Origin of the sequence: Pseudomonas auratipiscis, from assembly GCF_036324085.1 — a bacterium.
Classification (GTDB): Bacteria; Pseudomonadota; Gammaproteobacteria; order Pseudomonadales; family Pseudomonadaceae; genus Aquipseudomonas; species Aquipseudomonas auratipiscis.
On the sequence record NZ_JAZDCU010000022.1, the window covers coordinates 17,393 to 40,655 of the forward strand.

Annotated in this window: 22 protein-coding genes and 1 pseudogene; 10 read left to right on the forward strand and 13 right to left on the reverse strand. The window is 58.7% G+C overall.

Going from position 1 to position 23,263, the window contains the following annotated elements; translation table 11 throughout:
* Nucleotides 1-151: 151 nt before the first annotated feature.
* Nucleotides 152-1,027, reverse strand: coding sequence for a pca regulon transcriptional regulator PcaR (gene pcaR / locus V0R60_RS23460; protein ID WP_178084171.1), 876 nt, complete (start codon nt 1,025-1,027; stop codon nt 152-154).
* A 606-nt stretch (nt 1,028-1,633) separates the two neighbouring features.
* Between pcaR and V0R60_RS23465 the strand changes: the two genes are divergently transcribed.
* On the forward strand, nt 1,634-1,834 hold the full coding sequence (locus tag V0R60_RS23465) for a hypothetical protein (RefSeq protein ID WP_136474755.1): 201 nt from the start codon (nt 1,634-1,636) through the stop codon (nt 1,832-1,834).
* A 336-nt stretch (nt 1,835-2,170) separates the two neighbouring features.
* A complete protein-coding gene (locus V0R60_RS23470) occupies nt 2,171-3,643 on the forward strand; it encodes an inorganic phosphate transporter (protein ID WP_136474754.1) in 1,473 nt (490 codons plus the stop codon).
* A gap of 114 nt (nt 3,644-3,757) precedes the next feature.
* Here the strand turns inward: V0R60_RS23470 and V0R60_RS23475 are convergent, their stop codons facing one another.
* The gene (locus V0R60_RS23475) at nt 3,758-5,236 is read right to left on the reverse strand and encodes a helicase HerA-like domain-containing protein (protein WP_330080777.1); all 1,479 of its coding nucleotides are present in this window, start codon (nt 5,234-5,236) and stop codon (nt 3,758-3,760) included.
* 225 nt (nt 5,237-5,461) lie between these two features.
* Between V0R60_RS23475 and V0R60_RS27080 the strand changes: the two are divergent.
* From V0R60_RS27080 to V0R60_RS23495, 5 genes and pseudogenes are all read left to right on the forward strand, one after another.
* A pseudogene (locus V0R60_RS27080) lies at nt 5,462-6,427 on the forward strand (HAMP domain-containing protein); the annotation flags it as partial.
* A gap of 93 nt (nt 6,428-6,520) precedes the next feature.
* Complete coding sequence (locus V0R60_RS27085; protein ID WP_371922308.1) at nt 6,521-7,285, forward strand: methyl-accepting chemotaxis protein; 765 nt, start codon at nt 6,521-6,523, stop codon at nt 7,283-7,285.
* Nucleotides 7,286-7,425: 140 nt separating this feature from the next.
* Nucleotides 7,426-8,547 carry a glycosyltransferase family 4 protein gene (locus V0R60_RS23485; protein ID WP_330080794.1) on the forward strand — a complete coding sequence of 374 codons (1,122 nt, stop codon included), beginning with the start codon at nt 7,426-7,428 and terminating at the stop codon, nt 8,545-8,547.
* Nucleotides 8,540-9,310: a DUF2334 domain-containing protein gene (locus V0R60_RS23490; RefSeq protein WP_136474751.1), complete on the forward strand. Its 771-nt coding sequence runs from the start codon at nt 8,540-8,542 to the stop codon at nt 9,308-9,310. The genes V0R60_RS23485 and V0R60_RS23490 overlap by 8 nt, the downstream gene beginning before the upstream one ends.
* Complete coding sequence (locus V0R60_RS23495) at nt 9,307-10,311, forward strand: lysylphosphatidylglycerol synthase transmembrane domain-containing protein (RefSeq protein ID WP_136474750.1); 1,005 nt, start codon at nt 9,307-9,309, stop codon at nt 10,309-10,311. The genes V0R60_RS23490 and V0R60_RS23495 overlap by 4 nt, the downstream gene beginning before the upstream one ends.
* On the opposite strand, the gene V0R60_RS23500 is transcribed toward V0R60_RS23495, so the two are convergent.
* Both V0R60_RS23500 and purU read right to left on the reverse strand, forming a co-directional pair.
* Entirely contained in the window at nt 10,286-10,456 is a 171-nt protein-coding gene (locus V0R60_RS23500; protein ID WP_168198436.1) for a hypothetical protein, read from the reverse strand. The two genes, V0R60_RS23495 and V0R60_RS23500, sit on opposite strands and share 26 nt — an antisense overlap.
* Before the next feature lie 22 nt (nt 10,457-10,478).
* Nucleotides 10,479-11,330, reverse strand: coding sequence for a formyltetrahydrofolate deformylase (gene purU, locus V0R60_RS23505; protein ID WP_136474749.1), 852 nt, complete (start codon nt 11,328-11,330; stop codon nt 10,479-10,481).
* Nucleotides 11,331-11,642: 312 nt separating this feature from the next.
* On the opposite strand from purU, the gene mvaT reads away from it, so the two are divergent.
* Nucleotides 11,643-12,020 (forward strand): histone-like nucleoid-structuring protein MvaT, encoded by a 378-nt coding sequence (gene mvaT / locus V0R60_RS23510; protein ID WP_136474748.1) that lies wholly within the window; start codon nt 11,643-11,645, stop codon nt 12,018-12,020.
* A 75-nt stretch (nt 12,021-12,095) separates the two neighbouring features.
* Here mvaT and sbcB read toward each other — a convergent pair whose 3' ends face one another.
* From sbcB to V0R60_RS23525, 3 genes are all read right to left on the reverse strand, one after another.
* Nucleotides 12,096-13,526, reverse strand: a complete 1,431-nt coding sequence (gene sbcB, locus V0R60_RS23515; RefSeq protein ID WP_330080778.1) for an exodeoxyribonuclease I — start codon at nt 13,524-13,526, stop codon at nt 12,096-12,098.
* 61 nt (nt 13,527-13,587) lie between these two features.
* Nucleotides 13,588-13,947, reverse strand: a complete 360-nt coding sequence (locus tag V0R60_RS23520) for a PilZ domain-containing protein (RefSeq protein ID WP_136474746.1) — start codon at nt 13,945-13,947, stop codon at nt 13,588-13,590.
* 124 nt (nt 13,948-14,071) lie between these two features.
* A complete protein-coding gene (locus tag V0R60_RS23525) occupies nt 14,072-14,458 on the reverse strand; it encodes a tetratricopeptide repeat protein (protein ID WP_136474745.1) in 387 nt (128 codons plus the stop codon).
* A gap of 220 nt (nt 14,459-14,678) precedes the next feature.
* On the opposite strand from V0R60_RS23525, the gene pyk reads away from it, so the two are divergent.
* Nucleotides 14,679-16,130 (forward strand): pyruvate kinase, encoded by a 1,452-nt coding sequence (pyk, locus tag V0R60_RS23530; protein WP_136474744.1) that lies wholly within the window; start codon nt 14,679-14,681, stop codon nt 16,128-16,130.
* A 43-nt stretch (nt 16,131-16,173) separates the two neighbouring features.
* Here pyk and V0R60_RS23535 read toward each other — a convergent pair whose 3' ends face one another.
* Nucleotides 16,174-17,112 carry an iron-sulfur-binding ferredoxin reductase gene (locus tag V0R60_RS23535; protein WP_330080779.1) on the reverse strand — a complete coding sequence of 313 codons (939 nt, stop codon included), beginning with the start codon at nt 17,110-17,112 and terminating at the stop codon, nt 16,174-16,176.
* A 252-nt stretch (nt 17,113-17,364) separates the two neighbouring features.
* Here V0R60_RS23535 and V0R60_RS23540 point away from each other — a divergent pair, with 252 nt between their 5' ends.
* Nucleotides 17,365-18,888, forward strand: a complete 1,524-nt coding sequence (locus V0R60_RS23540) for a fumarate hydratase (RefSeq protein WP_330080780.1) — start codon at nt 17,365-17,367, stop codon at nt 18,886-18,888.
* 174 nt (nt 18,889-19,062) lie between these two features.
* Here the strand turns inward: V0R60_RS23540 and V0R60_RS23545 are convergent, their stop codons facing one another.
* From V0R60_RS23545 to V0R60_RS23565, 5 genes are read right to left on the reverse strand one after another with little or no spacing between them, the layout of a single operon-like run.
* Nucleotides 19,063-20,220: a phospholipase D-like domain-containing protein gene (locus tag V0R60_RS23545; RefSeq protein ID WP_136474741.1), complete on the reverse strand. Its 1,158-nt coding sequence runs from the start codon at nt 20,218-20,220 to the stop codon at nt 19,063-19,065.
* Nucleotide 20,221: 1 nt separating this feature from the next.
* Nucleotides 20,222-20,803 (reverse strand): YceI family protein, encoded by a 582-nt coding sequence (locus V0R60_RS23550; protein WP_330080781.1) that lies wholly within the window; start codon nt 20,801-20,803, stop codon nt 20,222-20,224.
* 45 nt (nt 20,804-20,848) lie between these two features.
* Nucleotides 20,849-21,145: an amidase gene (locus V0R60_RS23555; protein ID WP_330080782.1), complete on the reverse strand. Its 297-nt coding sequence runs from the start codon at nt 21,143-21,145 to the stop codon at nt 20,849-20,851.
* Nucleotides 21,142-22,242, reverse strand: coding sequence for a serine hydrolase domain-containing protein (locus V0R60_RS23560; RefSeq protein WP_330080783.1), 1,101 nt, complete (start codon nt 22,240-22,242; stop codon nt 21,142-21,144). The genes V0R60_RS23555 and V0R60_RS23560 overlap by 4 nt, the downstream gene beginning before the upstream one ends.
* A 43-nt stretch (nt 22,243-22,285) precedes the next feature.
* Nucleotides 22,286-23,173 carry an acyl-CoA dehydrogenase middle domain-containing protein gene (locus V0R60_RS23565; RefSeq protein WP_330080784.1) on the reverse strand — a complete coding sequence of 296 codons (888 nt, stop codon included), beginning with the start codon at nt 23,171-23,173 and terminating at the stop codon, nt 22,286-22,288.
* Nucleotides 23,174-23,263: the final 90 nt, after the last annotated feature.

The following is a 23,263-nucleotide window of genomic DNA, read 5'->3' on the forward strand; positions in this document are numbered from 1 at the left end:
GTAGAAGCGCGCAAATGTGCGGGTGCGCGCGTGATCGCCACAGCCGATCGGGACAGACCGATCGGTGTGCGAAGGACATTAATAACAGGCCGAAAGCGACGCAATTCGGTAAACGCAACACTGTGCGTTTATCGAACAGGAACGTGCGGTGTCAGGCAAACAACTGGGTACTCAAGTCGCGACTGGCGGCGATCATGATCGGCAAGAAGCGCTGCTCGAGTTCGGTACGGCTGACTCGACCGGCATGGGTACTGACGTTCAGCGCCGCCAGCACCTGCCCGGATGCATCGTAGACCGGTACGGCTATCGAACGCAGGCCTTGCTCCAACTCCTGGTCAACCACACACCAGCCCTGCTGACGGACCTGCTGCAAACACTCAAGCAGCGCCGCCGGATCATGAATGGTACGACTGGTCTTGGCCTGCAGGTCGGCATGCTCCAGGTATTCATGCAGCGTTGCGTCATCCAGCGCCGCCAAGAGAATGCGGCCCATGGACGTGCAATAGGCCGGCAGACGCCCCCCGACCGAGAGGTCCACTGAAATCAAGCGCTGCACCGTAGCCGAGCGAGCTATATAAAGGATGTCGTCGCCTTCGAGCGTGGCCATGTTGCAGGCCTCGTGCAATTGATCACTCATTCGATCCAGATACGGCTGGGCCGACACCGCCAATGGTGTGGAGGACAGATACGCGTGACCAAGGGTCAAGACTTTGGGCAGGAGTGAATAGGTACGTCCATCAGTAGTGGCGTAGCCCAGTTTGATCAAGGTATGCAGGCAACGGCGCACCGCAGCACGTGGAATTTCTGTGCGGTGGCTGATCTGCGCGATGGTCAAATGACGCTTGCGCTCCTGGAACGCCTGAACCACCGCCAGCCCACGGGCCAGCGAGGTCATGAAATCCGGATCGCCGGTAAACGCCTGTATGCGCTTTGCCGGCGAGGCAACGATGGGCGGTGCTAGAGACGCAAACGAACTGCGTACCTCATCGTTCAATCCAGGCGCTTTGGGCGGGGTTTCTTCTGTCATGGTTCATCTCGACAACACGGTCAGTGGTGCGATTATCGAACCATCGACCGATAATCGCAATTGACCGCCACCCTCAATTGCTTATACCTTTCTACCGCCACCATGTGGCTTCTTGGAGAGACTGGTCAGGTACCCACCGTAGAAGTCCCAGGCACGGCCTTGCCCACGAAGCGAGGCCGTTTTTCCTTCCCCTGGTCGTGACGGCAGTCTGTTAACAGGCGCTGAAGAACTTTCGCTGGCAGCAAGCCTTTAAGCGAAATGACACAGCTATTTAACAAACCCGCAACAAATGCCGGTCTTTGTTGTCACTACTGAAACAACAGAGTTACACGGCGATAGAACTTGCTTGCTATAATCAAGTTCCACGCCTGGGTCGACAGCTAGTTGCAGGTTCCATTCTGCGCTGACCTGATGGCCTATCAGGTGTGGCCTTGATGCAAGTCCAGATGTTTGAAAACTCTGCTATATGCATAGACTTGCCTATTCATAACTACTGTTGCTGCGACAGTAATCACGCTCTGGCTGCGTAGCCGTGTGCACGGTGTGCTTTAACAAAGCCCCGCATGCGTTAACGCCAGAGTTTATTCATAACCAACAGGTAGCACTGTGACGAAAGACGAACTGCGCGCGGAACTTGAGCGCCAGGAGCAACGTTACAAGGAAGTTTATGGCGGGGAAGTCACCACCTACGCCGCACAACCCGACCCAGAGCGCAAGCCTTGGCGCAAACGTGCAAGTATTCTGGACCAGGCGTTTGCCCAGGAACTGCAGAAGATCGAAAAAGAGCTCAAGCCTGACGAGCCATAGCAGCTGTCGCGCTTACCGCCTGCTTCAAGCAGGCGGATTGCGGGTGTCTGACGGCGGTCCCTGAAGGCAGACCATTACAGCATGTGCAGAAGGCGGAAATGGAATTTCACAAATTTCATACGACCGTTTGAATCTTTAATGCCAGCAAAAATATTACGTAAACCCTTATATTTTCTCGATTTTTACCGAATTTAGCGGTCATTTACCGGGGGTTTTCCGCCACATAGTTGTCTGGAAAAGCGCCAAAACGGCCAAGACCGGTCAGCGGCGGGTGCATCGATTAACCGGGATTTCTGGCATAATCGCGCCCCCTTATGACCGGGTCAGAAAACCTTCATGATCGATTTATTCAGCGGACTTGATGCTTGGGTACTGGTGAGCTTGCTGCTCGCTTTGACCTTCGTACTCGCCTTCGAGTTCATCAATGGCTTTCATGACACCGCTAACGCGGTAGCTACAGTCATTTATACCAAAGCCATGCCCCCGCACCTGGCGGTGTTCTTTTCTGGGGTGTTCAACTTCCTTGGTGTGCTGCTCGGCGGTGTCGGGGTGGCCTATGCCATCGTCCACCTGTTGCCGGTGGAGCTGCTGATCAACGTTAACACCGGTCATGGATTGGCCATGGTTTTCTCTTTGCTCGCCGCCGCCATTGCCTGGAACCTGGGCACCTGGTACTTCGGTATTCCGGCTTCCAGCTCCCACACCCTGATTGGCTCGATCCTCGGCGTTGGCCTGGCCAACGCCCTGATCAGCGACATCCCGTTGGGTGATGGGGTCAACTGGCAGAAGGCTATCGATATCGGCATGTCCCTGGTGCTCTCGCCCCTGGCCGGTTTCGCCGTGGCTGCGCTGGTTCTGCTCGGGCTGAAATGGTGGCGTCCACTGTCGAAGATGCACAAGACGCCAGAACAACGTCGCAAGCTCGACGACAAGAAGCACCCCCCCTTCTGGAACCGCCTGGTCCTGGTGATTTCCGCCATGGCCGTGAGCTTCGTGCACGGTTCCAACGATGGTCAGAAAGGTATCGGCCTGATCATGCTGGTACTGATCGGTATCGTGCCAGCCCAGTTCGTTCTCGACCTGAACAGCACTACCTACCAGATCGAGCGTACTCGCGACGCTACCCTGCACCTTAACCAGTTCTACCAGCGCAACCAGGCTACCCTGGGTGAATTCCTGGCACTGGGCAAGGCACAGACGGGCGATCTGCCGGAGCAGTTCAGTTGCAACCCGCAGCAGACCGAGCCAACTATCAATGCCCTGCTCGACTCGCTCAAAGGCGTAACCGAGTACCGTTCGCTGTCGCCGGAAAAACGCGTTGAAGTACGTCGTTACCTCCTCTGCCTGGACGACACGGCCAAGAAAGTTGGCAAGCTGCCGGGCCTGCAAGCGCGTGAAAAGGCTGACCTGGACAAGCTACGCAAAGACCTGACGGCCACTACCGAGTACGCCCCGTTCTGGGTGATCCTCGCGGTTGCCCTGGCCCTGGGCCTGGGTACCATGGTTGGCTGGAAGCGTGTCGTACTGACCATCGGTGAGAAAATCGGCAAGCAGGGCATGACTTACGCCCAAGGCATGTCGGCACAAATCACCGCTGCCTGCGCCATCGGCATGGCCAACATTTTCAGCCTGCCGGTATCGACCACTCATGTCTTGTCCTCGGGCGTGGCCGGTACCATGGTCGCAAACAAAAGCGGCCTGCAAGGTGGCACCGTCAAGACCATCCTGCTGGCCTGGGTCCTGACCCTGCCTGCAACCGTGGCCCTGTCGGCTGGCCTGTTCTGGTTGGCGACCAAGTACATCGTCTGAACGAGCTTGCATTGAAAAAGGCGCCTTGGGCGCCTTTTTCGTATTTGCAACCCGGTGAAACTCCCTCCCCAGTCAACCATGCACCCAGCCTAGATGAGCGACAAGTTGCACAGGCTAGCGACGCTTGCTGCCCCCTAGTAACGACCCCATCAAGCCTCGCACCAACTGGCGCCCGAACTGATTGGCTGCCTGGCGCACCGCCGACTTGATCGCTTGTCCGGCCGCGCTCTGCAAAAACTCTCCGGCCTTGTCGGCAAAACTCTCCTCGGCGGCAACTGGCGCCTGTTCGGGCACCGCGGCACTACCTTTGCGAGCCGTGAGCATTTCGTAGGCTGATTCGCGATCCACCGGCTTGTCATAGTGCCCGGCCAACGGCGAGGCCTTGATCAGTGCAGCGCGCTCAGAGTCGCTCAAAGGCCCCATCCGCGATTGTGGCGGGGCAATCAAGACGCGCTGGACCATGCCCGGTGTGCCCTTCTCCTGCAAAGTACCCACCAAGGCCTCACCGATCCCAAGTTCAGTCAACACACTCAAGGTGTCGATATCAGGGTTGGGACGAAAGCCTTCAGCCACGGCTTTCAAGGACTTCTGCTCCTTGGCAGTGAAAGCGCGCAGCCCGTGCTGAACCCGCAAACCCAACTGGGCCAGAACATCGTCTGGCAAATCACTTGGCGACTGAGTGACGAAGTACACCCCCACACCTTTGGAGCGAATCAGGCGAACCACTTGCTCCAGGCGATCCTGCAACGCCTTGGGCGTGCCATTGAAGAGCAGGTGCGCTTCGTCGAAAAACAGCGCCAGCAAAGGCTTGTCGGCATCGCCGCGCTCAGGAAGCTGCTCGAACAGCTCAGCCAGAAGCCATAACAAGAATGTCGCATAGACCTTCGGCGCCTCGTGAACCAGCCGGCTGGCGTCGAGCAAGTGAATACGCCCCCGACCATCGGCATCGGGGTGCAGCAGATCCTCCAATTGCAACGCCGGCTCACCAAACAAGGCTTCGGCTCCTTGTTGCTCCAGGGTAGCCAAGCGCCTTAACAGTGCCTGACTGGAACCGGTTGTCATCAGCGCGCTGTCATCACCCAGCAACTGCGGGTTGTCCTTGAGGTGCGCAAGAAGTGCCTTGAGGTCCTTGATGTCGAGCAGCAGCAGACCTTCTCGATCAGCCACCTTGAATGCTGCATAAAGTGCTGCCTGCTGGCTGTCGGTCAGTTCCAACAGGTTCCCCAGCAACAAAGGCCCCATCTCACTGAGGGTGGTACGCAAGGGGTGGCCAGTCTGCCCATGAATATCCCAGAGGCTGACGGGGTATGCCTGCGCCCGATACTCGAGCCACGGCATTGTGGCAATGCGCTCTGCCACTTTGCCCTGGGGGTTGCCGATGGCGCCCAAGCCACACAGGTCACCTTTGACGTCGGCGGCGAACACAGCGACTCCAGCATCGCTGAACGCCTCGGCCATATGTTGCAAGGTCACCGTCTTACCTGTGCCGGTAGCGCCGGCAACCAGGCCGTGACGGTTGGCCAGACGCATAGCTTGAGCTACCGGTTGACCGGCCGGATCGGCACCAAGAATGAACTGCGAAAAGTCAGGCATGTTTTTTCACCCTCTATTTAAGCTTTGGCTCGAATCGGCCGATATCTCATTAGCGATAGACCATCAGAAAGACAGGATAAGCCCGACAAGGAAAGGGGACCTGCACTGCTTTCAAACTGTTCTTTGTGCGAACGACCCGGATAACAAACCTTAGCGGACAAACTCGTTATGAATAAAAACCTCCGATTCAGCCACAAGATCCTTCTGGCCGCTTCTTTGATCGTCATGATCGCTTTCACACTCTTCACTTTGTACAACGATTACCTACAGCGCAATGCAATTCGAGAGGATCTGGAACGTTATCTGGCAGAGATGGGCGATACCACCTCAACCAATATTAAGAACCTGTTCGATGGGCGTATTTTGCTAGTACAAAACGTGGCACAGAACATTGCTGCGTTTCCCGGTGCAGAGAATGTTGGCACCTTGCTCGGCCAACAAGCGCTGGTTTCAAGCTTTCTGACTGTCTATCTGGGAGACGTCAACGGTGGCTTCACCATTCGCCCTCAAACCAAAATGCCGGATGGCTACGATCCACGTGTGCGTCCCTGGTACAAAGACGGCATGGCCGCCAATGGCCCAATCCTCACTGAACCCTATATTGATGTCAGCACCGGCAAAATGGTTATTTCTGTCGTGGCCACTGCCGCGCGTAACGTCGGGGTCGTCGGCGGCGACCTGGCACTTGATGGTCTCACCGAAATCATCAACTCGCTGAACTTTGGCGGCATGGGCTATGCCTTCCTGGTCAACGACCAAGGCAAGATTCTGGTTCACCCAGACAAGAACCTGGTGATGAAGTCGCTTTCAGACCTGTTCCCGCAGAATACCCCACGCCTGACCAAGGACCTCAGCGAGGTGCAGATCAACGGCCAGACCCGCTTGTTGACCTTCGCCCCGGTCAAAGGCCTGCCGTCTGCCAACTGGTACATCGGCCTGTCCGTCGAAAAAGACAAAGCCTACGCAATGCTCAGCACATTCCGCACTTCAGCGGTGATCGCCACGCTGGTTGCAGTGGTCATCATCATCGGCCTGCTCGGCCTGTTGATTCGGGTGTTGTTGCAACCATTGCATACCATGACCCGGGCCATGGAAGACATCGCCGAAGGCGAAGGTGATCTGACCAAACGCCTGACCCTGCACAGCCAGGACGAATTCGGCATCCTCGGCACTGCTTTCAACCGCTTTGTAGAGCGTATTCATACCTCGATCCGCGAAGTGTCTTCGGCCACCGAACAGGTCAACGAAGTGGCGCTGCGCGTGGTCAGCGCCTCGAACTCCTCGATGGTCAACTCCGACGAGCAATCCAATCGGACCAACAGCGTCGCTGCCGCAATCAACCAGCTTGGCGCCGCTGCCCAGGAAATCGCCCACAACGCCGCCCAGGCCTCGCAGCAAGCAAGTTCGGCGCGTCATCTGGCCGAAGAGGGCCAGCAGGTGGTCGATCGCAGTATTGCCGCGATGAACCGCCTGTCGGATTTGATCTGCACCTCCAGTTCGCACATCGAGACGCTCAACAGCAAGACCGTGAATATCGGCCAGATCCTCGAAGTGATCACCAGCATCTCCCAGCAGACCAACCTGCTCGCACTCAACGCTGCAATCGAAGCTGCCCGGGCGGGTGAAGCCGGTCGAGGTTTCGCCGTGGTCGCCGATGAGGTGCGCAACCTCGCCCACCGTACCCAGGAGTCTGCGCAACAAGTACAGAACATGATCGAGGAGCTGCAAGTGGGAGCCCGCGAGTCGGTCGACACCATGGGCCAGAGCCAGCGCCACAGCCAGGACAGCGTCGAAATCGCCAATCAGGCCGGTGAGCGCCTGGGCAGCGTCACCCTGCGCATCGGCGAGATCGACGGCATGAACCAATCAGTGGCTACCGCTACCGAAGAGCAAACTGCCGTGGTCGATTCGATCAACATGGACATCAACGAGATCAACATGCTCAACCAGGAAGGCGTGGAAAACCTGCAGTCGACCCTGCGCGCTTGTGCCGACCTCGAGCAACAGGCCACGCGCCTGAAACATCTGGTCGGCAGTTTCCGCATCTGAATGTCCTCGGGCAGCGGCGCACGCCGCTGCCCCTCCCCTCGCAGCGCGATCGAACAAACTATCCTTCATAGAGGTCCACCTTTAGGTACGTCACCGGGCAGCAACCCCCGATGACACACCCTGGAGACGATCTTGGAGGGATGCTGATCGTGCACATCGCTGACATCACCATGTTCTACGCCCCGGCCAGTGGCGGGGTGCGTACTTATCTTGATGCCAAACATCGCCGCCTGGACCACACCCCCGGTGTCCGTCACAGCCTACTGATCCCCGGTGCCAGCCCCCAACATGCCAATGGTATCTATCAGGTCCCGGCCCCCGCACTGCCGTTCGGAAACGGCTACCGCTTTCCCCTGCGCCTGGCACCCTGGCGCAACATTCTCCAGGACCTGCAACCGGACCTGATCGAAGTCGGTGACCCTTACCTCACTGCCTGGGCCGCACTGGATGCGCGGCGCCAGCTCGACGTACCGGTGATCGGCTTCTACCACTCGGACCTGCCGCTGTTGGTCAGCAACCGCATGGGCAACTGGTTCACCCCCAATGTCGAGGCCTATGTCAGCAAGCTGTATGGCAACTTCGACCGGGTCTTGGCCCCCAGCCTGGTAATGGCCAACAAACTTCGCGGCCTGGGCGTGGGCAATGTTCATGTCCAGCGCCTGGGCGTAGACCTTGCCACCTTCAATCCAGAGCACCACGACGACGATCTGCGCCGCCAACTGCACATCGCTGACAACACCCACTTATTGGTGTTTGCCGGCCGTGGCTCGCGGGAAAAGAACCTTCCTGTACTGCTGGATTGCATGAAACGCCTCGGCAGGCACTACCACTTGCTGTTGGTAGGCTCGCACATGCCTTCCAACGTGCCAGCCAACGTCAGCGTCATCGACCACTTCTGTCCGGCCCACGAAGTCGGTCGCTTGCTGGCCAGTGCCGATGCCCTGGTCCATGCTGGCGACCAGGAAACTTTCGGCCTGGTCATACTCGAAGCCATGGCCAGCGCAATCCCGGTAATTGCGGTGGCCGCAGGCGCATTCAGGGAGATTGTCGACGACCGTTTTGGTCGGTTGTGTACGCCCAACGATGGCCAGGCCATGGCCAAGGCAGTACGTGAAGTCTTCGAAGAGGGTGCGGTGCAGCTCGGCCAGCAGGCGCGTCGCCACGTCGAGCAACACTACGCCTGGGACAGCGTGGTCAATGGCTTGCTGGCCCACTACCGCGCCGTTCTGGGCCATGAGCTGCAGGTACGAACCCATGCTTGAGCCCGCTGCAAACCAAGGCGGGCAGAGTCTGCTGCTGGTGCTGCATGACGTAGCACCACACACCTGGCCGGACTACCAACCGTTCGTGGAGGCCGTGGACGCCTTAGGCGATATCCCCATGACATGGCTGGTGGTTCCTGACTTCCACCAGCGCGATCCGCTGGCACGGTCCAGTCGCTTGCGACGCGTGCTAGACCTGCGCCTGCGCCGTGGCGACGAGCTCGTGCTGCACGGTTTCTACCATGCTGACGACAGCCCAGCGCCCCGCTCGGTGCGAGACTATTTCATGCGGCGGATATACACACACGAAGGTGAGTTCTACAGCCTGGACCAGGCTGCGGCACTCGAACGTCTGGAGGCCGGCATGGACGTGTTCCGCCAATTCGACTGGCCCCTGGCAGGCTTTGTCGCGCCGGCCTGGCTAATGAGCGAAGGCACCCGCCAGGCATTGCGCAGACTGCCCTTGCAGTACACCAGCGACCCGCGTTATTTGTATCGCTTGCCAGCATTCACCCCTATCAAGGCCCCTGGCCTAGTGTGGAGCGCGCGCAGTGCCTGGCGTCGCGGCCTATCCAAGGTTGCCTGCGACCTGCACGCCTGGCACTTGCAGCAGGCACCGGTGATACGCCTGGGCTTGCACCCGGTGGATATGCGCCACAGCTTCTCCCGCCACTACTGGCTGCAAACCTTGCAGCACTTGATGCGACAGGGCCGCACGCCGCTGACCAAATCCGCCTGGCTCTCCAGCAGGCCGGCCAGGTGAACCGCCTGCTCTGGTTGCTCCTGGCCCTGGTCATGGCGCTGCTGGTGCCAACCTTGCTGGGCGGTAGCGATCTACTGATACGCCTGCGCAGCTTCGCCCCGAGCCTGATGCTCGGTCTGCTGGGTATGATTCTCGTGTGCTGGATCATCAATGCCATGCGCTTGCGTCTGCTCCTGGGGAGTCAGGGCGAAAAACTGGGGCGGATACGTAGCCTGGGAGTAATCATGGCCACCGAGTTCGCCATCTGTACCACCCCCGGTGGCAGCGGCGGTCCTCTGGCTTTGATGGCGCTATTGGCGCAGGATCGCATCAGGCCTGCGCGTAGCGGCGCCGTATTCGCCGCCGACCAGATCAATGACCTGGTCTTTTTTCTCTGCGCCATGCTCGCAATCGCTGGGTATTCCGTATTTCACAGCATCAGTCGCAACCTGGAGGGGCTGCTCGCCAGCAGCGCCGCACTGATGGTCGCGGTACTGGCTGGGGTTGTTCTGGTTCTGGGATACCGACGTCCAATGCTGCGCTTGAGCGGCCGCCTGCTAAGAAAACTCAAGGTATCAACCTCGCGTCGACGTCGCTGGACCTGCAAGATACTGCACTTTTTTCGCGCGTTGGCCGACACCTGGCGCCTGCCAAAGCGAACGCTGGCACTGGTGTTCGCCCTGACCTGCGTACACTGGGGATTGCGTTACAGCGTGCTGTATCTGGCCTTGCGCGGGCTTGGGGTGGACCTGCAATGGATGCTGAGTTTTCTGGTCCAGATGCTCTCGCTAAGCGCCGGCCAGTTCAGCCTGTTGCCAGGCGGTGCCGGTGCCGCAGAACTGACCTCGGCAGCCTTGTTGACCCCGCTGGTAGGCAAATCTACAGCGGCGGCTGCAATTCTGATCTGGCGGGTGGTGACGTATTACTTCTACTTGCTGGCCGGTGGCCCGGTATTCCTGTGCCTGCTGGGCAGACCCTTGCTGGCGCGCTGGCGCTTCAATCAGGCTCGGGCACGTCGTTAGCCGATTGCTTCTCCCAGAGTTCGGCGGCACCGGGAAAATCGGTGCCGTCTTCACTGTCCAGGGCTTCTGGATCGTAACGGCTCGAACAGCCCTCGCCGAGAACTGGCGGGGCCTTGGAGGTTGCCTTGTCGAACGGATCGGCCATCTTGCAACCTCCATCGAACGCGTTAGTTGAAAACCACCGTTTTATTACCGTGAACCAGTACGCGGTCTTCCAGGTGATAGCGCAAACCGCGGGCCAGCACCATCTTCTCGACGTCACGACCGAATCGGACCATGTCCTCGATGCTGTCGCTGTGGCTGACGCGTACGACGTCTTGCTCGATGATCGGACCGGCATCCAGCTCTTCGGTTACATAGTGGCAAGTAGCACCAATCAGTTTCACACCACGCAACGAGGCTTGGTGATAAGGCTTGGCACCGACAAAGGATGGCAGGAAGCTGTGGTGAATGTTGATCACCTGCTGGGCATACTCCTGGCACAGTTGCGGCGGCAGAATCTGCATGTAACGCGCCAGCACCACAACATCCGCAGCGTGTTCCTTGACCAGACGCGAAACTTCAGCAAACGCAGGTTGCTTGTCCTGCGGGTCTACCGGGACGTGGAAAAACGGAATTCCATGCCATTCGACCATGCTGCGCAGGTCGTTATGGTTGGAAATCACGCAAGGAATATCGCAATCCAGTTCCTTTGCATGCCAACGGTGCAGCAAGTCCGCCAGGCAATGAGACTCACGGCTGGCCATCAACACCACACGCTTCTTCTGGTCGGTATCGGTTATGCGCCAGACCATCGAGAATTCTTCGGCAATAGGTGCAAACGCTTCGCGAAACGCCTCGATACCAAATGGCAGCGTTTGTGCGCGAATTTCATGACGCATGAAAAACCAACCGCTCTGCTCATCGGAGTGATGGCTCGCTTCGTTGATCCAGCCGTTATAGGACGCCAGGAAATTACTGACTTTGGCGACGATGCCAACGCGGTCGGGGCAAGCAATCACCAGCCGGTAGGTTTGCATGAAAGGGGCTCCAGATACTTCGCAAAGGCGCTCATTCTAACGATTGCCCGGAAAAACTGCAGTAGAGAATGTGTCCAACCCGTCGCCTTTATCTGCAGCGCCCGAGGCTGGCGGAAGCAGCGCACCGAACGGTGTGGCGACAAGTTGAGTGTTATCTGCAAGTCTTAGTTTGTAAATTTTTCTTAATACAAATTATTGGATTGATTTAAGCACCTGCGCATTTATTACCAAGTTAAATGTTTACTTGGCAGTACGCTCTGACTATTATTGGACCACTGTCTCCCTGATTTCCCTATTTCCAAGGATCCTCAAATGTCCCTGATCAACGAATACCGCGCTACAGAAGAAGCCATCAAAGAACTGCAAGCGCGTCTGGCAAACCTGTCGAACGACGACAAGCTGAAGAAAGAGCTGGAGTTCGAAGGCAAACTGCGCACTCTGATGGGTGAGTATCAGAAGTCGCTGCGCGATATCATTGCGCTGCTCGACCCAGAAGCAAAATCGGTAAAAGTACCTCGTGGCGCTGTTAAAACCACCGGTACCAAGCGCGCGCGCAAGGTCAAGCAATACAAAAACCCGCACAACGGTGAAGTCATCGAAACCAAAGGCGGCAACCACAAAACCCTGAAAGAGTGGAAAGCCAAGTGGGGTGGCGATGTGGTTGAAGGCTGGGCGACCTTGCTGGGTTAATTGCCAGTCGCTGCAACCTCGTTTGCACTGACATAAAAAAACGCCAGCTAGCTGGCGTTTTTTTCATCCCGATGTTTACAACCCAAACTGCAATTTCAGCGTTTGGACGTGCGCCCGCCACTGCCCGAGCAGCTCGCGCTGAGCTGCATCAGCCTTGCCCCAGCAGGCCTCTAACGCCTGTTCAAAATCCCCAACCGTATTCGGTGCGCCCCACTGTGGGTCGCTCAAACGCTGCTTGCAGAACAGCTGCCAGCGCTGCAATTCTTCATCGCTCAAGGTCTCGATAAAATTGCGCGCCCGATAGCGAAACAACAACTCCGGCAGTCGTTCATCATCAAACATCCAGTGCCCCTGCCCTAACTGCTTTGGCTCGGCATTGCGCACTTGCTCGCACAGGCGCCTGTCACGGTCACCAATAAATCCGTCATACAGTTGCTGCTCGGGATCTTCGCACGGGGCAAATGCTTCCTCACGATAAAGATTCTGTAACTTATCTTGCCACCGCGCCTCAGCCGCTATCAGACTGGATGCCCGCGCTTGGAATAAGGACATATCCAGTTCCAGGCGTTGCTTATCTTGCTCTCGCAATACATTGAGCGGCGCAACAACCGGACATCGGTTGATGTGTACTAACTTCAACGGCACCGGTAATTGTCCCTGCGCCAAATCTTCACGTCGCGTGTATAAACGCTGGCGCAGTGATTCGCCATCCTCCTCCAACAAGGGCTGAGGGTCCATGCCCAGGTCACAGACAATCAAGGCATTGCGATTACGCGGATGCCAGGCAAGCGGCAGGACAACTCCAAGGTAATTACGTGCCGCAGAAAAACGCCCGGAAATATGTACCAACGGCTGCAGCAAGCGGATCTGGTCCAACACTTTCTGTTTACTGCGCAATTGAAACAACCAGTCATACAGCTTTGGTTGTTTCTCTCGGATCAACCGCGCCAGCGCAATGGTAGCGCGCACATCGCTCAGTGCCTCGTGAGCCTGGCCATGATCGATACCATTGGCGGCGGTGAGCAATTCCAGACGCAAGCTGACACGCCCCTCTTGCTCGGGCCAGACGATGCCATCGGGTCGCAACGCATAAGCGGCACGTACCACATCGATCAGGTCCCAACGGCTGTTCCCGCCCTGCCATTCGCGGGCATACGGATCAAAGAAATTGCGGTACAGGCTGTAGCGCGTCACTTCGTCATCGAAACGCAAGCTGTTATAGCCGGCACTACACGTGCCGGGGCGGGAAAGCTCGGCATGCACACGTGTCATGAACTCGGCTTCGCTCAAACCGCGACTGGCCAGGTGCGCAGGCGTGATACCGGTCACAAGACAAGCCGCCGGATGCGGCAGAATGTCGTCACTGGGCTGGCAGTAGAAATTGATTGGCGCGTCTATCTCGTTGAGGTCGAGATCGGTGCGAACACCGGCCACTTGCAGCGGCCGGTCATTGCGCGGATTGATACCGGTGGTTTCGTAGTCGTGCCAGAAAATGCTGGTGCTCACAGGGTCGTCCTGAACATAGGGTCGACCAGAGTCTAGGGCTACTCTCTTGCCACGGCCAGCATCAGGCGGAAGCCCCTAACGGGTAGAAGCTGAAATAGTTGCGCAGGGCGCGCACCAGCTTGGCGTATTCGTCGGGCGCCTGCAGCAGCATGAAGCCGGAATCGTAGTGACCGGGGGTCTCGTCTTCATGGCACCACAGACAACTGGCGGTCAGGTTGATCAAGTGGACCCCACCGCTGCGGCCGATCACTTTCAGTTGCAACTCGAAATCCGGACCGACCAGCATAGGTAACTGGCTGATCAGCATCAGGCCGTCCTCGGACACGTTACCCAGATAGCCGATGGGCTGATCGGTAAAACGGTTGAAGACTTTGAGGAAATAGGGGAGCTGGTGACGCTCGATGCGGCGCTCGTCGAACATGATCGCAATCGCTGTCGGAGACCCTTTAGCAGGGCCGCGCTAGTGCTACTGATGTGTGTAAGGTTCAGTCATAAGATTAGCGCAACCTGACCCTGGCGTCACAATCGCCCAGCGCACTTTGGTATTAACGCCAAGGCGTAGTGGCCAGCGGTCGGGCCGTTGCGGTCTCGGCGCTGCGAAAGTGCCCCAGTTGCTCCAGCGTCTGCAAACGGGCGCGGGCGCGATAGGCGTATTCGTTCTGCGGATAACGGGCAATAAGGTACTGATAGGTCTGTGCGGCATCGACATACAGCTTCTGGCGTTCCAGGCATTGGCCGCGCAGCATTGACACTTCTGGATGAATGAATGGGCGGGCGCGGCTGGTCCGGTCTACTTGCGACAACTCAAGCATGACCTGCTCGCAATTGCCGCGATCATAGGCACGGTAGGCGTTGTTCAGATGATGGTCCATCGACCAACGGGTGCAGCCGACGACACTGGTCGCCAAGGCAATAACGATCAAGGCTCGCATGGGGAATCTCCTGTATTGCACAGTTTATCGACCTCTAACGAAAAATCTGTAGCAGCAAGGCCTGTTGCTGTCCTCGTTGCATACCCTTACGCCATCGCGCCACCCACCACAACACCGTTCAAACGCCCCCCTGCCAACGGGCAAGGTAGTGCAAAGGAACAATGACTACAGCGAAATTCCAGAGTAGCCTTTCGCTGCGCTTCACTATAGGAGTCTGTGCATGACCATCCGCCGTACCAAAATCGTCGCCACCCTAGGCCCCGCCAGCAACTCACCGGAAGTTATCGAACAACTGATCCTTGCCGGTCTGGATGTGGCTCGCCTGAACTTCTCCCATGGCACGCCCGATGAGCACAAGGCTCGCGCTCGCCTGATTCGCGAGATTGCGGCACGCCTGGGCCGCCACGTGGCACTGCTCGGCGACCTGCAAGGTCCGAAGATTCGTATCGCCAAATTCACCAACAAGCGCATCGAACTGAAAGTCGGTGATCGCTTTACGTTCTCTACCGCTCACCCGCTGACAGACGGTACCCAGGATATCGTCGGTATCGACTACCCGGACCTGGTCAAAGACTGCGGCGTCGGTGACGAGTTGCTGCTCGATGATGGTCGCGTGGTTATGCGCGTCGAAACCGCCACCAGCGATGCCCTGCACTGCTCGGTGCTGATCGGTGGCCCGCTGTCCGACCACAAAGGCATCAACCGCAGAGGGGGTGGCCTGACCGCCCCGGCCCTGACGGAAAAAGACAAGGCCGACATCAAGCTGGCAGCCGAAATGGACCTGGACTACCTGGCCGTTTCCTTCCCGCGTGATGCCAGCGACATGGAATACGCCCGTCGCCTGCGTGACGAGTCTGGCGGTAGCGCCTGGCTGGTAGCCAAGATCGAACGCGCCGAAGCGGTCGCCGACGACGAAACCCTCGACGGCCTGATCGCTGCCAGTGACGCAGTGATGGTTGCGCGTGGTGACCTGGGTGTGGAAATCGGCGACGCCGAGCTGATCGCTATCCAGAAGAAAATCATCCAGCACGCCCGGCGCAACAACAAAGCCGTCATCGTTGCGACACAGATGATGGAGTCGATGATCCAGAACCCGATGCCGACCCGTGCTGAAGTGTCCGACGTGGCGAACGCCGTGCTCGACAACACCGACGCGGTGATGCTCTCGGCCGAAAGTGCCGCTGGCGCCTACCCGATCGAAGCGGTCCAGGCCATGGCGCGCATCTGCCAGGGTGCTGAAAAGCATCCGACCAGCCAGAAGTCCAGCCACCGTCTGCATACCCGCTTCGAGCGCTGCGACGAAAGCATCGCCCTGGCGGCCATGTACACGGCCAACCACTTCCCCGGCGTCAAGGCGATCATCGCCCTCACCGAAAGTGGCTACACCCCGCTGATCATGTCGCGCCTGCGTTCCTCGGTGCCGATCTTCGCCCTGTCGCCACACCGCGCCACCCAGGCTCGCGCCTCGATGTTCCGCGGTGTCTACCCGATTGCTTTCGATCCAGCTGCCCTGGCACCGGAGAAAGTCAGTCAGGCAGCGGTCGATGAGCTGCTCAAGCGTGGTCTGGTGGAGCCCGGTGACTGGGTAATCCTGACCAAAGGCGACAGCTACCACACCATTGGTGGCACCAACGGCATGAAGATCCTGCATGTTGGTGATTCGCTGGTCTGATTCTGCCTGGTAACAGAAAAACCGCAGCCTGTGCTGCGGTTTTTTATGCATGTCCGATAAAGATATCGGCAAACAGCTGATTGCGCGGCAACCCTGCCAAAAACAGTCGTCGGGAAAACTGCTCGACGCTGGCGGGAGAACCGCAGGCCAAGGCAATGGTCTGGCGTGATTGCAAACGTATCGATGCCAGCGTCTGGGGCACATCTTGCGCAGTGAGCAACTCCACTTGCAGTTGCGGGTGGTCGTTGGCCAACTCAGCCAAGGCGCTTGCTTGATAATGCTCCTCGCCATCATGGGCCAGGTGCACCAGACGAATCGGCCCGTGGTGTTCCTGTCGCAGGGCTTCGCGCAAAATGCCCCACAACGGCGCCAAGCCGGTCCCTGCAGCCAACAGCCAGAGCGGACGCTCCTGCCAGTCCGGGTCGTAGTGCAACGCACCGCCGCGTAACTCACCTAACCGCAAGGCGTCCCCAACCTGTAGTTGGCGCGCTGCGTCACAAAACGCACCGGGCTGACGACAATCCAGATGAAACTCCAAAAAGCGCTCTTCATCGGGCAGGCTGGCCAATGAGTAAGGCCGAGCTACGCCGTTGGCACTCCACAACACCAGGTGCTGACCTGCCCGGTAGCGCAACGCCCGCTCCGCTTGCAGACGCAGGCGCAACACCGTCGGGCTCAACCAATCGTGCGCTATCAGCGTTGCGCCGATACCATCTTGATGCGGATCGAACAGGGCAACCTGCAAATCCTCTTCAACCCGACATTGACAGGACAGGCGCCAACCCAAGCGGTGCTGCTCCGCACTCAAGGCATCGGGCCGGGCGTCCTGCGGCTGGCCTTGCAGGCAGCGCACCAGGCACGCATGGCAACTACCAGCGCGACAACTGTACGGCACCGAAAAACCTGCAGTGTTGAGTGCATCGAGCAGATTGCTGCCCGGCGCCACCGTCCACTGCTGCTCATCCACCCGCAATTCAGGCATCAATGGTCTCCCAGACCTCAAGGCAGTCAGTTTATGCATAAACAGGCGTTACGCAAAAACGATGCCTGGCGGTTACCGACCTTCGTCAGACCACTGATACGTGAACCAATGGCCGATGCGCGCTATACTGCCGCGCCTTTTTGCGCCGCCAGTCAGACCGTCGGCGCGCCGTGAAAGGTCGTTTCGACACCTCGGCCTGTCCGCGTCGGAATACCTTATTGAATGTTCCCGTCTTTAAGAGGAGCGCGCTGCATGACCGTGATCAAGCAAGACGACCTGATTCAGAGCGTTGCCGACGCCCTGCAGTTCATTTCGTATTACCACCCCGTTGACTTCATTCAGGCCATGCATGAGGCCTATCTGCGTGAAGAGTCGCCTGCTGCGCGTGACTCCATCGCGCAGATCCTGATCAACTCGCGCATGTGCGCCACGGGTCACCGCCCGATCTGCCAGGACACCGGTATTGTCACCGTGTTCGTGCGCGTTGGTATGGATGTGCGCTGGGATGGCGCCACCATGAGCCTGGACGACATGATCAACGAAGGCGTGCGTCGCGCCTACAACCTGCCGGAAAACGTCCTGCGTGCCTCGATCCTTGCCGACCCGGCAGGCGCTCGCAAGAACACCAAGGACAACACCCCTGCGGTCATCCACTACTCCATCGTTCCGGGTAACACCGTAGAAGTGGATGTGGCAGCCAAAGGCGGCGGCTCCGAGAACAAGTCGAAAATGGCCATGCTCAACCCGTCCGACTCGATCGTCGACTGGGTGCTCAAGACCGTTCCGACCATGGGTGCTGGCTGGTGCCCGCCGGGTATGCTCGGCATCGGCATCGGCGGTACCGCCGAGAAGGCCGCAGTGATGGCCAAGGAAGTGTTGATGGAATCCATCGACATTCACGAGCTCAAGGCCCGTGGTCCGCAAAACCGTATCGAAGAGATCCGCCTGGAGCTGTTCGAGAAAGTTAACCAGCTGGGCATCGGTGCCCAGGGTCTGGGCGGTCTTACCACCGTGCTCGACGTCAAGATCATGGATTACCCAACCCATGCCGCGTCCCTGCCGGTTTGCATGATCCCCAACTGCGCAGCAACCCGTCACGCCCACTTCGTGCTCGACGGTTCCGGCCCGGCTGATCTTGAGGCGCCATCGCTGGATGCCTACCCGGAAATCGTCTGGGAAGCTGGCCCGTCGGCCCGCCGTGTCAACCTCGACACCCTGACGCCGGAAGACGTGCAAAGCTGGAAGCCGGGCGAGACCATCCTGCTCAACGGCAAGATGCTCACCGGTCGTGACGCTGCACACAAACGCATGGTTGAAATGCTCAACCGTGGCGAAGAGCTGCCGGTCGACCTCAAGGGGCGTTTCATCTACTACGTGGGCCCGGTTGATCCGGTACGCGAAGAAGTGGTTGGCCCTGCCGGCCCAACTACCGCTACGCGGATGGACAAGTTCACGCGCCAGATTCTTGAGCAAACCGGCCTGCTGGGCATGATCGGCAAGTCCGAGCGTGGCCCTACCGCCATCGACGCGATCAAGGACAACAAAGCCGTTTACTTGATGGCTGTCGGCGGTGCTGCCTACCTGGTGGCCCAGGCGATCAAGAAGTCCAAGGTACTGGCATTCGCCGAACTGGGAATGGAAGCGATCTACGAGTTCGACGTCAAGGACATGCCCGTTACCGTTGCGGTCGACAGCAATGGTGAGTCGGTGCACATCACCGGGCCTGCACTGTGGCAAAGCAAAATCGCCGAAAGTCTGGCGGTAGAGGTGAAGTGATTCACTTCTTGCGTTGAAATAGCCCGGCACATGCCGGGCTTTTTTATTTTCGCTACCTCCAAGTTATCTTTAAAGCGTCTTGACACCTAGTATTTTTGCTAGGTGACACGATTTAAAGCCCACGTTAGTGTCCGGCTTACCGAGAACGTTTCGCCCGGTTTAAAATTCACCGGGTTAATTACGCCGATCCAGCAAGTTAACCACCAACCGGTCCAACCACCCCCATACCCTCTGCTGCAAGCGCTTCCACAACGGCCGCGCATGCCAATGGGCGAAATCAATACACAGGCTTTGCGCAAAGTCACGCTCGAAACTCGCTGCTACCGCAGCCGTCAGCGGCGGATCAAGTGCCTCGACATTGGCCTCGAGATTGAATCGCAGATTCCAATGATCGAAGTTGCACGAGCCGATACTCACCCAGTCGTCCACCAGCACCATTTTCAGGTGCAAGAAGCACGGCTGGTATTCGTAGATTTTCACCCCTGCACGTAACAATCTCGGGTAATAACGATGGCCGGCATAACGCACCGACGGATGATCGGTACGTGGGCCGGTCAATAGCAGCCGCACATCGATACCGTTAGCGGCAGCCCGTCGCAGGGAGCGACGTACTTTCCATGTCGGCAAGAAGTAGGGCGTAGCCAGCCAGATACGCTTTTGACCGCTGTTCAATGCACGCACCAGCGATTGCAGAATGTCCCGATGCTGGCGGGCATCGGCATAAGCTACGCGGCCCATACCCTCGCCACGATCAGGCACATGAGGCAGGCGCGGCAGGCCGAAGTGCGTGGGTGGTCGCCAGGCCGTGCGGCGCAGGTTGGCGCGCCATTGGCGATCGAAGAGCATTTGCCAGTCGGCCACCAACGGCCCCTGCATCTGCACCATCACCTCATGCCACTCGCTGGTATCTTGTTCCGGCACCCAGAATTGATCTGTAACACCGGTACCGCCAACAACCGCCCAGGATTGATCGACCAGCAGCAATTTTCGGTGATCCCGGTAGAGATTGCGCACGCCCCGGCGCCAGCTCAGACGGTTATACCAGCGTAACTCGACCCCCGCCGCAATCAGGCGCTTACGCAAGTTCAAGGTGAAGGCCAGCGCCCCATAGTCATCGAACAGGCAACGCACTTGCACGCCGCGTTCAGCCGCCTGGATCAACGCCTGGACCATGGTCTCGGCGCATGCACCCGCCTCCACCAGGTACAGTTCCAGATCGACCTGCTGCTCAGCCCGCACGATGGCTGTAAGCATGCGCGGAAAAAACGCAGGGCCGTCGATCAATAATTCGAACCGGTTGCCATCTCGCCAAGGGAAGACCGGTCCGGCCATGTCAGCGCGCCGTGAAGATCAGAACCGCGTTGACCGGCACCGACGGGCTGATGGATGTGAGCCCCGCCAGCTTGCGCAGCGTCTCTACGCCTGGGAGCAAATCGAAGTCTTCGGCGCGTAGCATCAAGGGTTCCAGGGTCACCACCTGAAAGCGCCGCTCGTCCAGGCGTGTGGCCAACAACAAGGCGTTGTAACTGTGCTCCTTTCCATGCAGCTCGACCGTCAATGGCATGCGCAACTCGACCTGAGCGCCATTGGCCAGGTCGTTGATCGGACGCAAATCGATCTGGGCCCTGACCTTGGCTTCCGGGAAGCGCGCATAGTCGAACAGATCCTTGCGCATGCGCTCATCACGCAGTGGCACGCCACTATTGTTGGAGTCCATCTCGATCATCAGCTCGGCGGCGCCCTTACGGTCGACTTTGCCGTGTAAAACCAAAAAGCGGTGGACTTCGGCGGTATCGCCATTTTTGCTGGAGATAAAGGACAGGCGCGACGACTCGCCATCCAGGTGCCAATTGGCATTGGCGGAGAGGCTCACGGCAGCAAGCAGGGCAAATAGCAGACGAGGCAAAGAGAACATGAGAGATCCTGTAACACTGAGGCCGTCAACATTACCCGGCTGCCCTCACGGCAGCAAGCTGCAGCCTTCGCGGGTGCCCCGCCACAATGCACGACGTTCAACCCCGAGTCCCACTGCAGTGACCTGGCGAGCCTGAGTGTTTTCCACAAGACGGCTCAAGGGCAGATATTGGCGCACGTAGGCCTGGCAGTAAGGCGTATCGAAACCCATGACGAACCGACAAGAACAGTACTCCTTGGCAGAATAGGCGCTGAGAATCCCGGTAAAATCCGCCAAGGCCTGGCGTTCGTGCCATCCCCAGGCCCCAACGAGCAACACAAGCACCAGCGACACGCGCTTCATGGTTGCCCCTCGGCCTGTGCCGCCAGCACCCGCTTGAGCAATTCGTTGTGCTGAAAGCGGCCATCGCGATCATCGGCGTAACGCACCACGATCATCTGCTTCTGCGGTAGCACATACAGCGCCTGGCCCCAATGGCCCAAGGCCGCGAAGGTATCGGCCGGCGCATCCGGCCAAGGCCGCCCGCCACCGGCTAGCGGCTGATTGAGCCACCAGTGTCCGCCAGGGTTGGCTTCTCCGGGTTCGGCGACTGCCTTGTCGAACAGCTTGCGATTGAAGGCAACCCAGTCCTGGGGCACAACCTGCTGCGCGTGCCAGCGGCCGTTTCGCAGCATCAGCAAGCCGATCCGCGCCAGGTCGCGTGCATTCATATACAGATAGGATGAGCCCACAAATGTGCCACTGGTGTCTTTTTCCCACACGGCGGATTCGATTCCCAATGGCGTGAACAGGGCATCCCAGGGGTACGCGGCGTAATCTCCGGGCGGTAGCATTGCACGCAAGGCCGCTGCCAACAGATTGCTATCACCACTGGAGTAGAGAAAGCGTTGGCCTGGCGTTTCGGCCGCGGGTCGAGCGGCAGTGAAGGCGGCCATATCACCGCGCCCGCGGGTGTAGAGCATGGCCACCACCGATGAATGCAACGGGGCGTATTCATAGTTTTCCTGCCAATTCAGACCACTGGCCCAATGCAGCAGATCCTCCAGGCGAACGTGAGGGTGAGACTGCATCGGAGGATAAAAGCCGGCCACTGGGTCGTTGAGGTGAAAACGGCCCTCACCGTATGCAACGCCCAGCACAGCGGCCAATACACTTTTGCTGATGGACCAAGTCAGGTGCGGGGTATTGGCGGTAGTTGGCGCAGCATAGTGCTCGTAGACAATGTGCCCATCCTTGATTACCAACAAAGCATCGGTGCGCACACCTTCACGACGGCTGTCGTCACGGTCGGCAAACGCATAGGCTTGAACCTCTCGCCAGTCCGTAGTGCTGGAGTCATCCGCCACGCGCCAGTCAGGGCTGGGCCAGACTTCCTCGGCAAGCGCCTGGAAGCTGGTGAGAAACAGGCTGAGCGACACAGCCAACAGCGCTTTGTACATGCGGTGTCACTCAAGGTCAGGGTCTTCTCAGACTAGCCTGTCTTCATGACAATCCGGCGCTGGCCCAGGCTTTGGCCAGGCGCTTGGCACGCGCGGCACTGGCGATTTCCAGCAACCCCTGGTCGCGTTGCCATAACGCAGCCCACTCCCCCGTCGATTGGCACAAGGCCCGGTTGATCTCATCCTTGAGCGCAGCGAATTGGGCGAACAATCCACCCAGCAGCAAATGGCATGCAGTGGAGTCTGCGCATTGACGGCTACCCTCGGCGCAGCCACCCAGCAGACCGATCAGTCGTAATTGCAAGGCTTGCGGCCATCCACTGTCTTGCCCCACGCCATAAAGCCAGGCGCACAGGGCGCTGAGCACATAGAGGTCTTCAAGGGTGCGGAAGGGTTTGACATAAGCGTCCCAGCCGTCCCCCGCCAAGCGCTCACACAAGGCTTGATCCAGGTGCAGGCGGGCATGCCCCACTTCCGGCATCAAGGGCAAAGCGGGCAGCGGCTCAAGGCGCACGCCCGGCTCACCCGGATAGACCACTGCCAGGCTCACTTGCGGTGATTCGCCAGAGACCTCGCTGCGTGCAGCGACCAGCAGCCACTCGGCGTCCAGCCCGGCAGTGACGAAGTCCTTGCTGCCGCTCAGACGCAGATCATCCAGGCGTACCTGCATATCCGCCGGCCGTACGCTGCGTCGCTCGCTGGCACACAAGGCACCAAGGCTCGCCGGGGCGCTTGGCCAAAGCACCCGCAAGGCCGCCTGGTAACCGAGCAGAAAGGCCAGTCCCGGAGTTGGCATGGCCCGCGCGCCCAGCACGGCCAATTCAAACGGACTGACCGCCCCCAGTCGCCCCAGCAAACTGCTGTAGCTGTCAGCCAGACTGTCCGAAAAATGATGTCGTTGCGGGTCGTTGAGTCGTTGCAGCCAGGTCATTGGAGCGCTCCTCGAGGGCTGTCATACAAGCATCACCAAAGGTTCATGGGGGTGACACTGCGTCTACCTAGGCTGAGCTTGCACAACAAA

What these genes read in the sequence shown, in the direction of transcription:
- pcaR (WP_178084171.1), bottom strand. Translation starts at nt 1,027, where the DNA reads ATGACAGAAGAAACCCCGCCCAAAGCGCCTGGATTGAACGATGAGGTA.
- V0R60_RS23470 (WP_136474754.1), top strand. Translation starts at nt 2,171, where the DNA reads ATGATCGATTTATTCAGCGGACTTGATGCTTGGGTACTGGTGAGCTTG.
- V0R60_RS23475 (WP_330080777.1), bottom strand. Translation starts at nt 5,236, where the DNA reads ATGCCTGACTTTTCGCAGTTCATTCTTGGTGCCGATCCGGCCGGTCAA.
- V0R60_RS27085 (WP_371922308.1), top strand. Translation starts at nt 6,521, where the DNA reads ATGGTCAACTCCGACGAGCAATCCAATCGGACCAACAGCGTCGCTGCC.
- V0R60_RS23485 (WP_330080794.1), top strand. Translation starts at nt 7,426, where the DNA reads ATGCTGATCGTGCACATCGCTGACATCACCATGTTCTACGCCCCGGCC.
- V0R60_RS23490 (WP_136474751.1), top strand. Translation starts at nt 8,540, where the DNA reads ATGCTTGAGCCCGCTGCAAACCAAGGCGGGCAGAGTCTGCTGCTGGTG.
- V0R60_RS23500 (WP_168198436.1), bottom strand. Translation starts at nt 10,456, where the DNA reads ATGGCCGATCCGTTCGACAAGGCAACCTCCAAGGCCCCGCCAGTTCTC.
- purU (WP_136474749.1), bottom strand. Translation starts at nt 11,330, where the DNA reads ATGCAAACCTACCGGCTGGTGATTGCTTGCCCCGACCGCGTTGGCATC.
- mvaT (WP_136474748.1), top strand. Translation starts at nt 11,643, where the DNA reads ATGTCCCTGATCAACGAATACCGCGCTACAGAAGAAGCCATCAAAGAA.
- V0R60_RS23520 (WP_136474746.1), bottom strand. Translation starts at nt 13,947, where the DNA reads ATGTTCGACGAGCGCCGCATCGAGCGTCACCAGCTCCCCTATTTCCTC.
- V0R60_RS23525 (WP_136474745.1), bottom strand. Translation starts at nt 14,458, where the DNA reads ATGCGAGCCTTGATCGTTATTGCCTTGGCGACCAGTGTCGTCGGCTGC.
- pyk (WP_136474744.1), top strand. Translation starts at nt 14,679, where the DNA reads ATGACCATCCGCCGTACCAAAATCGTCGCCACCCTAGGCCCCGCCAGC.
- V0R60_RS23535 (WP_330080779.1), bottom strand. Translation starts at nt 17,112, where the DNA reads ATGCCTGAATTGCGGGTGGATGAGCAGCAGTGGACGGTGGCGCCGGGC.
- V0R60_RS23540 (WP_330080780.1), top strand. Translation starts at nt 17,365, where the DNA reads ATGACCGTGATCAAGCAAGACGACCTGATTCAGAGCGTTGCCGACGCC.
- V0R60_RS23545 (WP_136474741.1), bottom strand. Translation starts at nt 20,220, where the DNA reads ATGGCCGGACCGGTCTTCCCTTGGCGAGATGGCAACCGGTTCGAATTA.
- V0R60_RS23550 (WP_330080781.1), bottom strand. Translation starts at nt 20,803, where the DNA reads ATGTTCTCTTTGCCTCGTCTGCTATTTGCCCTGCTTGCTGCCGTGAGC.
- V0R60_RS23555 (WP_330080782.1), bottom strand. Translation starts at nt 21,145, where the DNA reads ATGAAGCGCGTGTCGCTGGTGCTTGTGTTGCTCGTTGGGGCCTGGGGA.
- V0R60_RS23560 (WP_330080783.1), bottom strand. Translation starts at nt 22,242, where the DNA reads ATGTACAAAGCGCTGTTGGCTGTGTCGCTCAGCCTGTTTCTCACCAGC.
- V0R60_RS23565 (WP_330080784.1), bottom strand. Translation starts at nt 23,173, where the DNA reads ATGACCTGGCTGCAACGACTCAACGACCCGCAACGACATCATTTTTCG.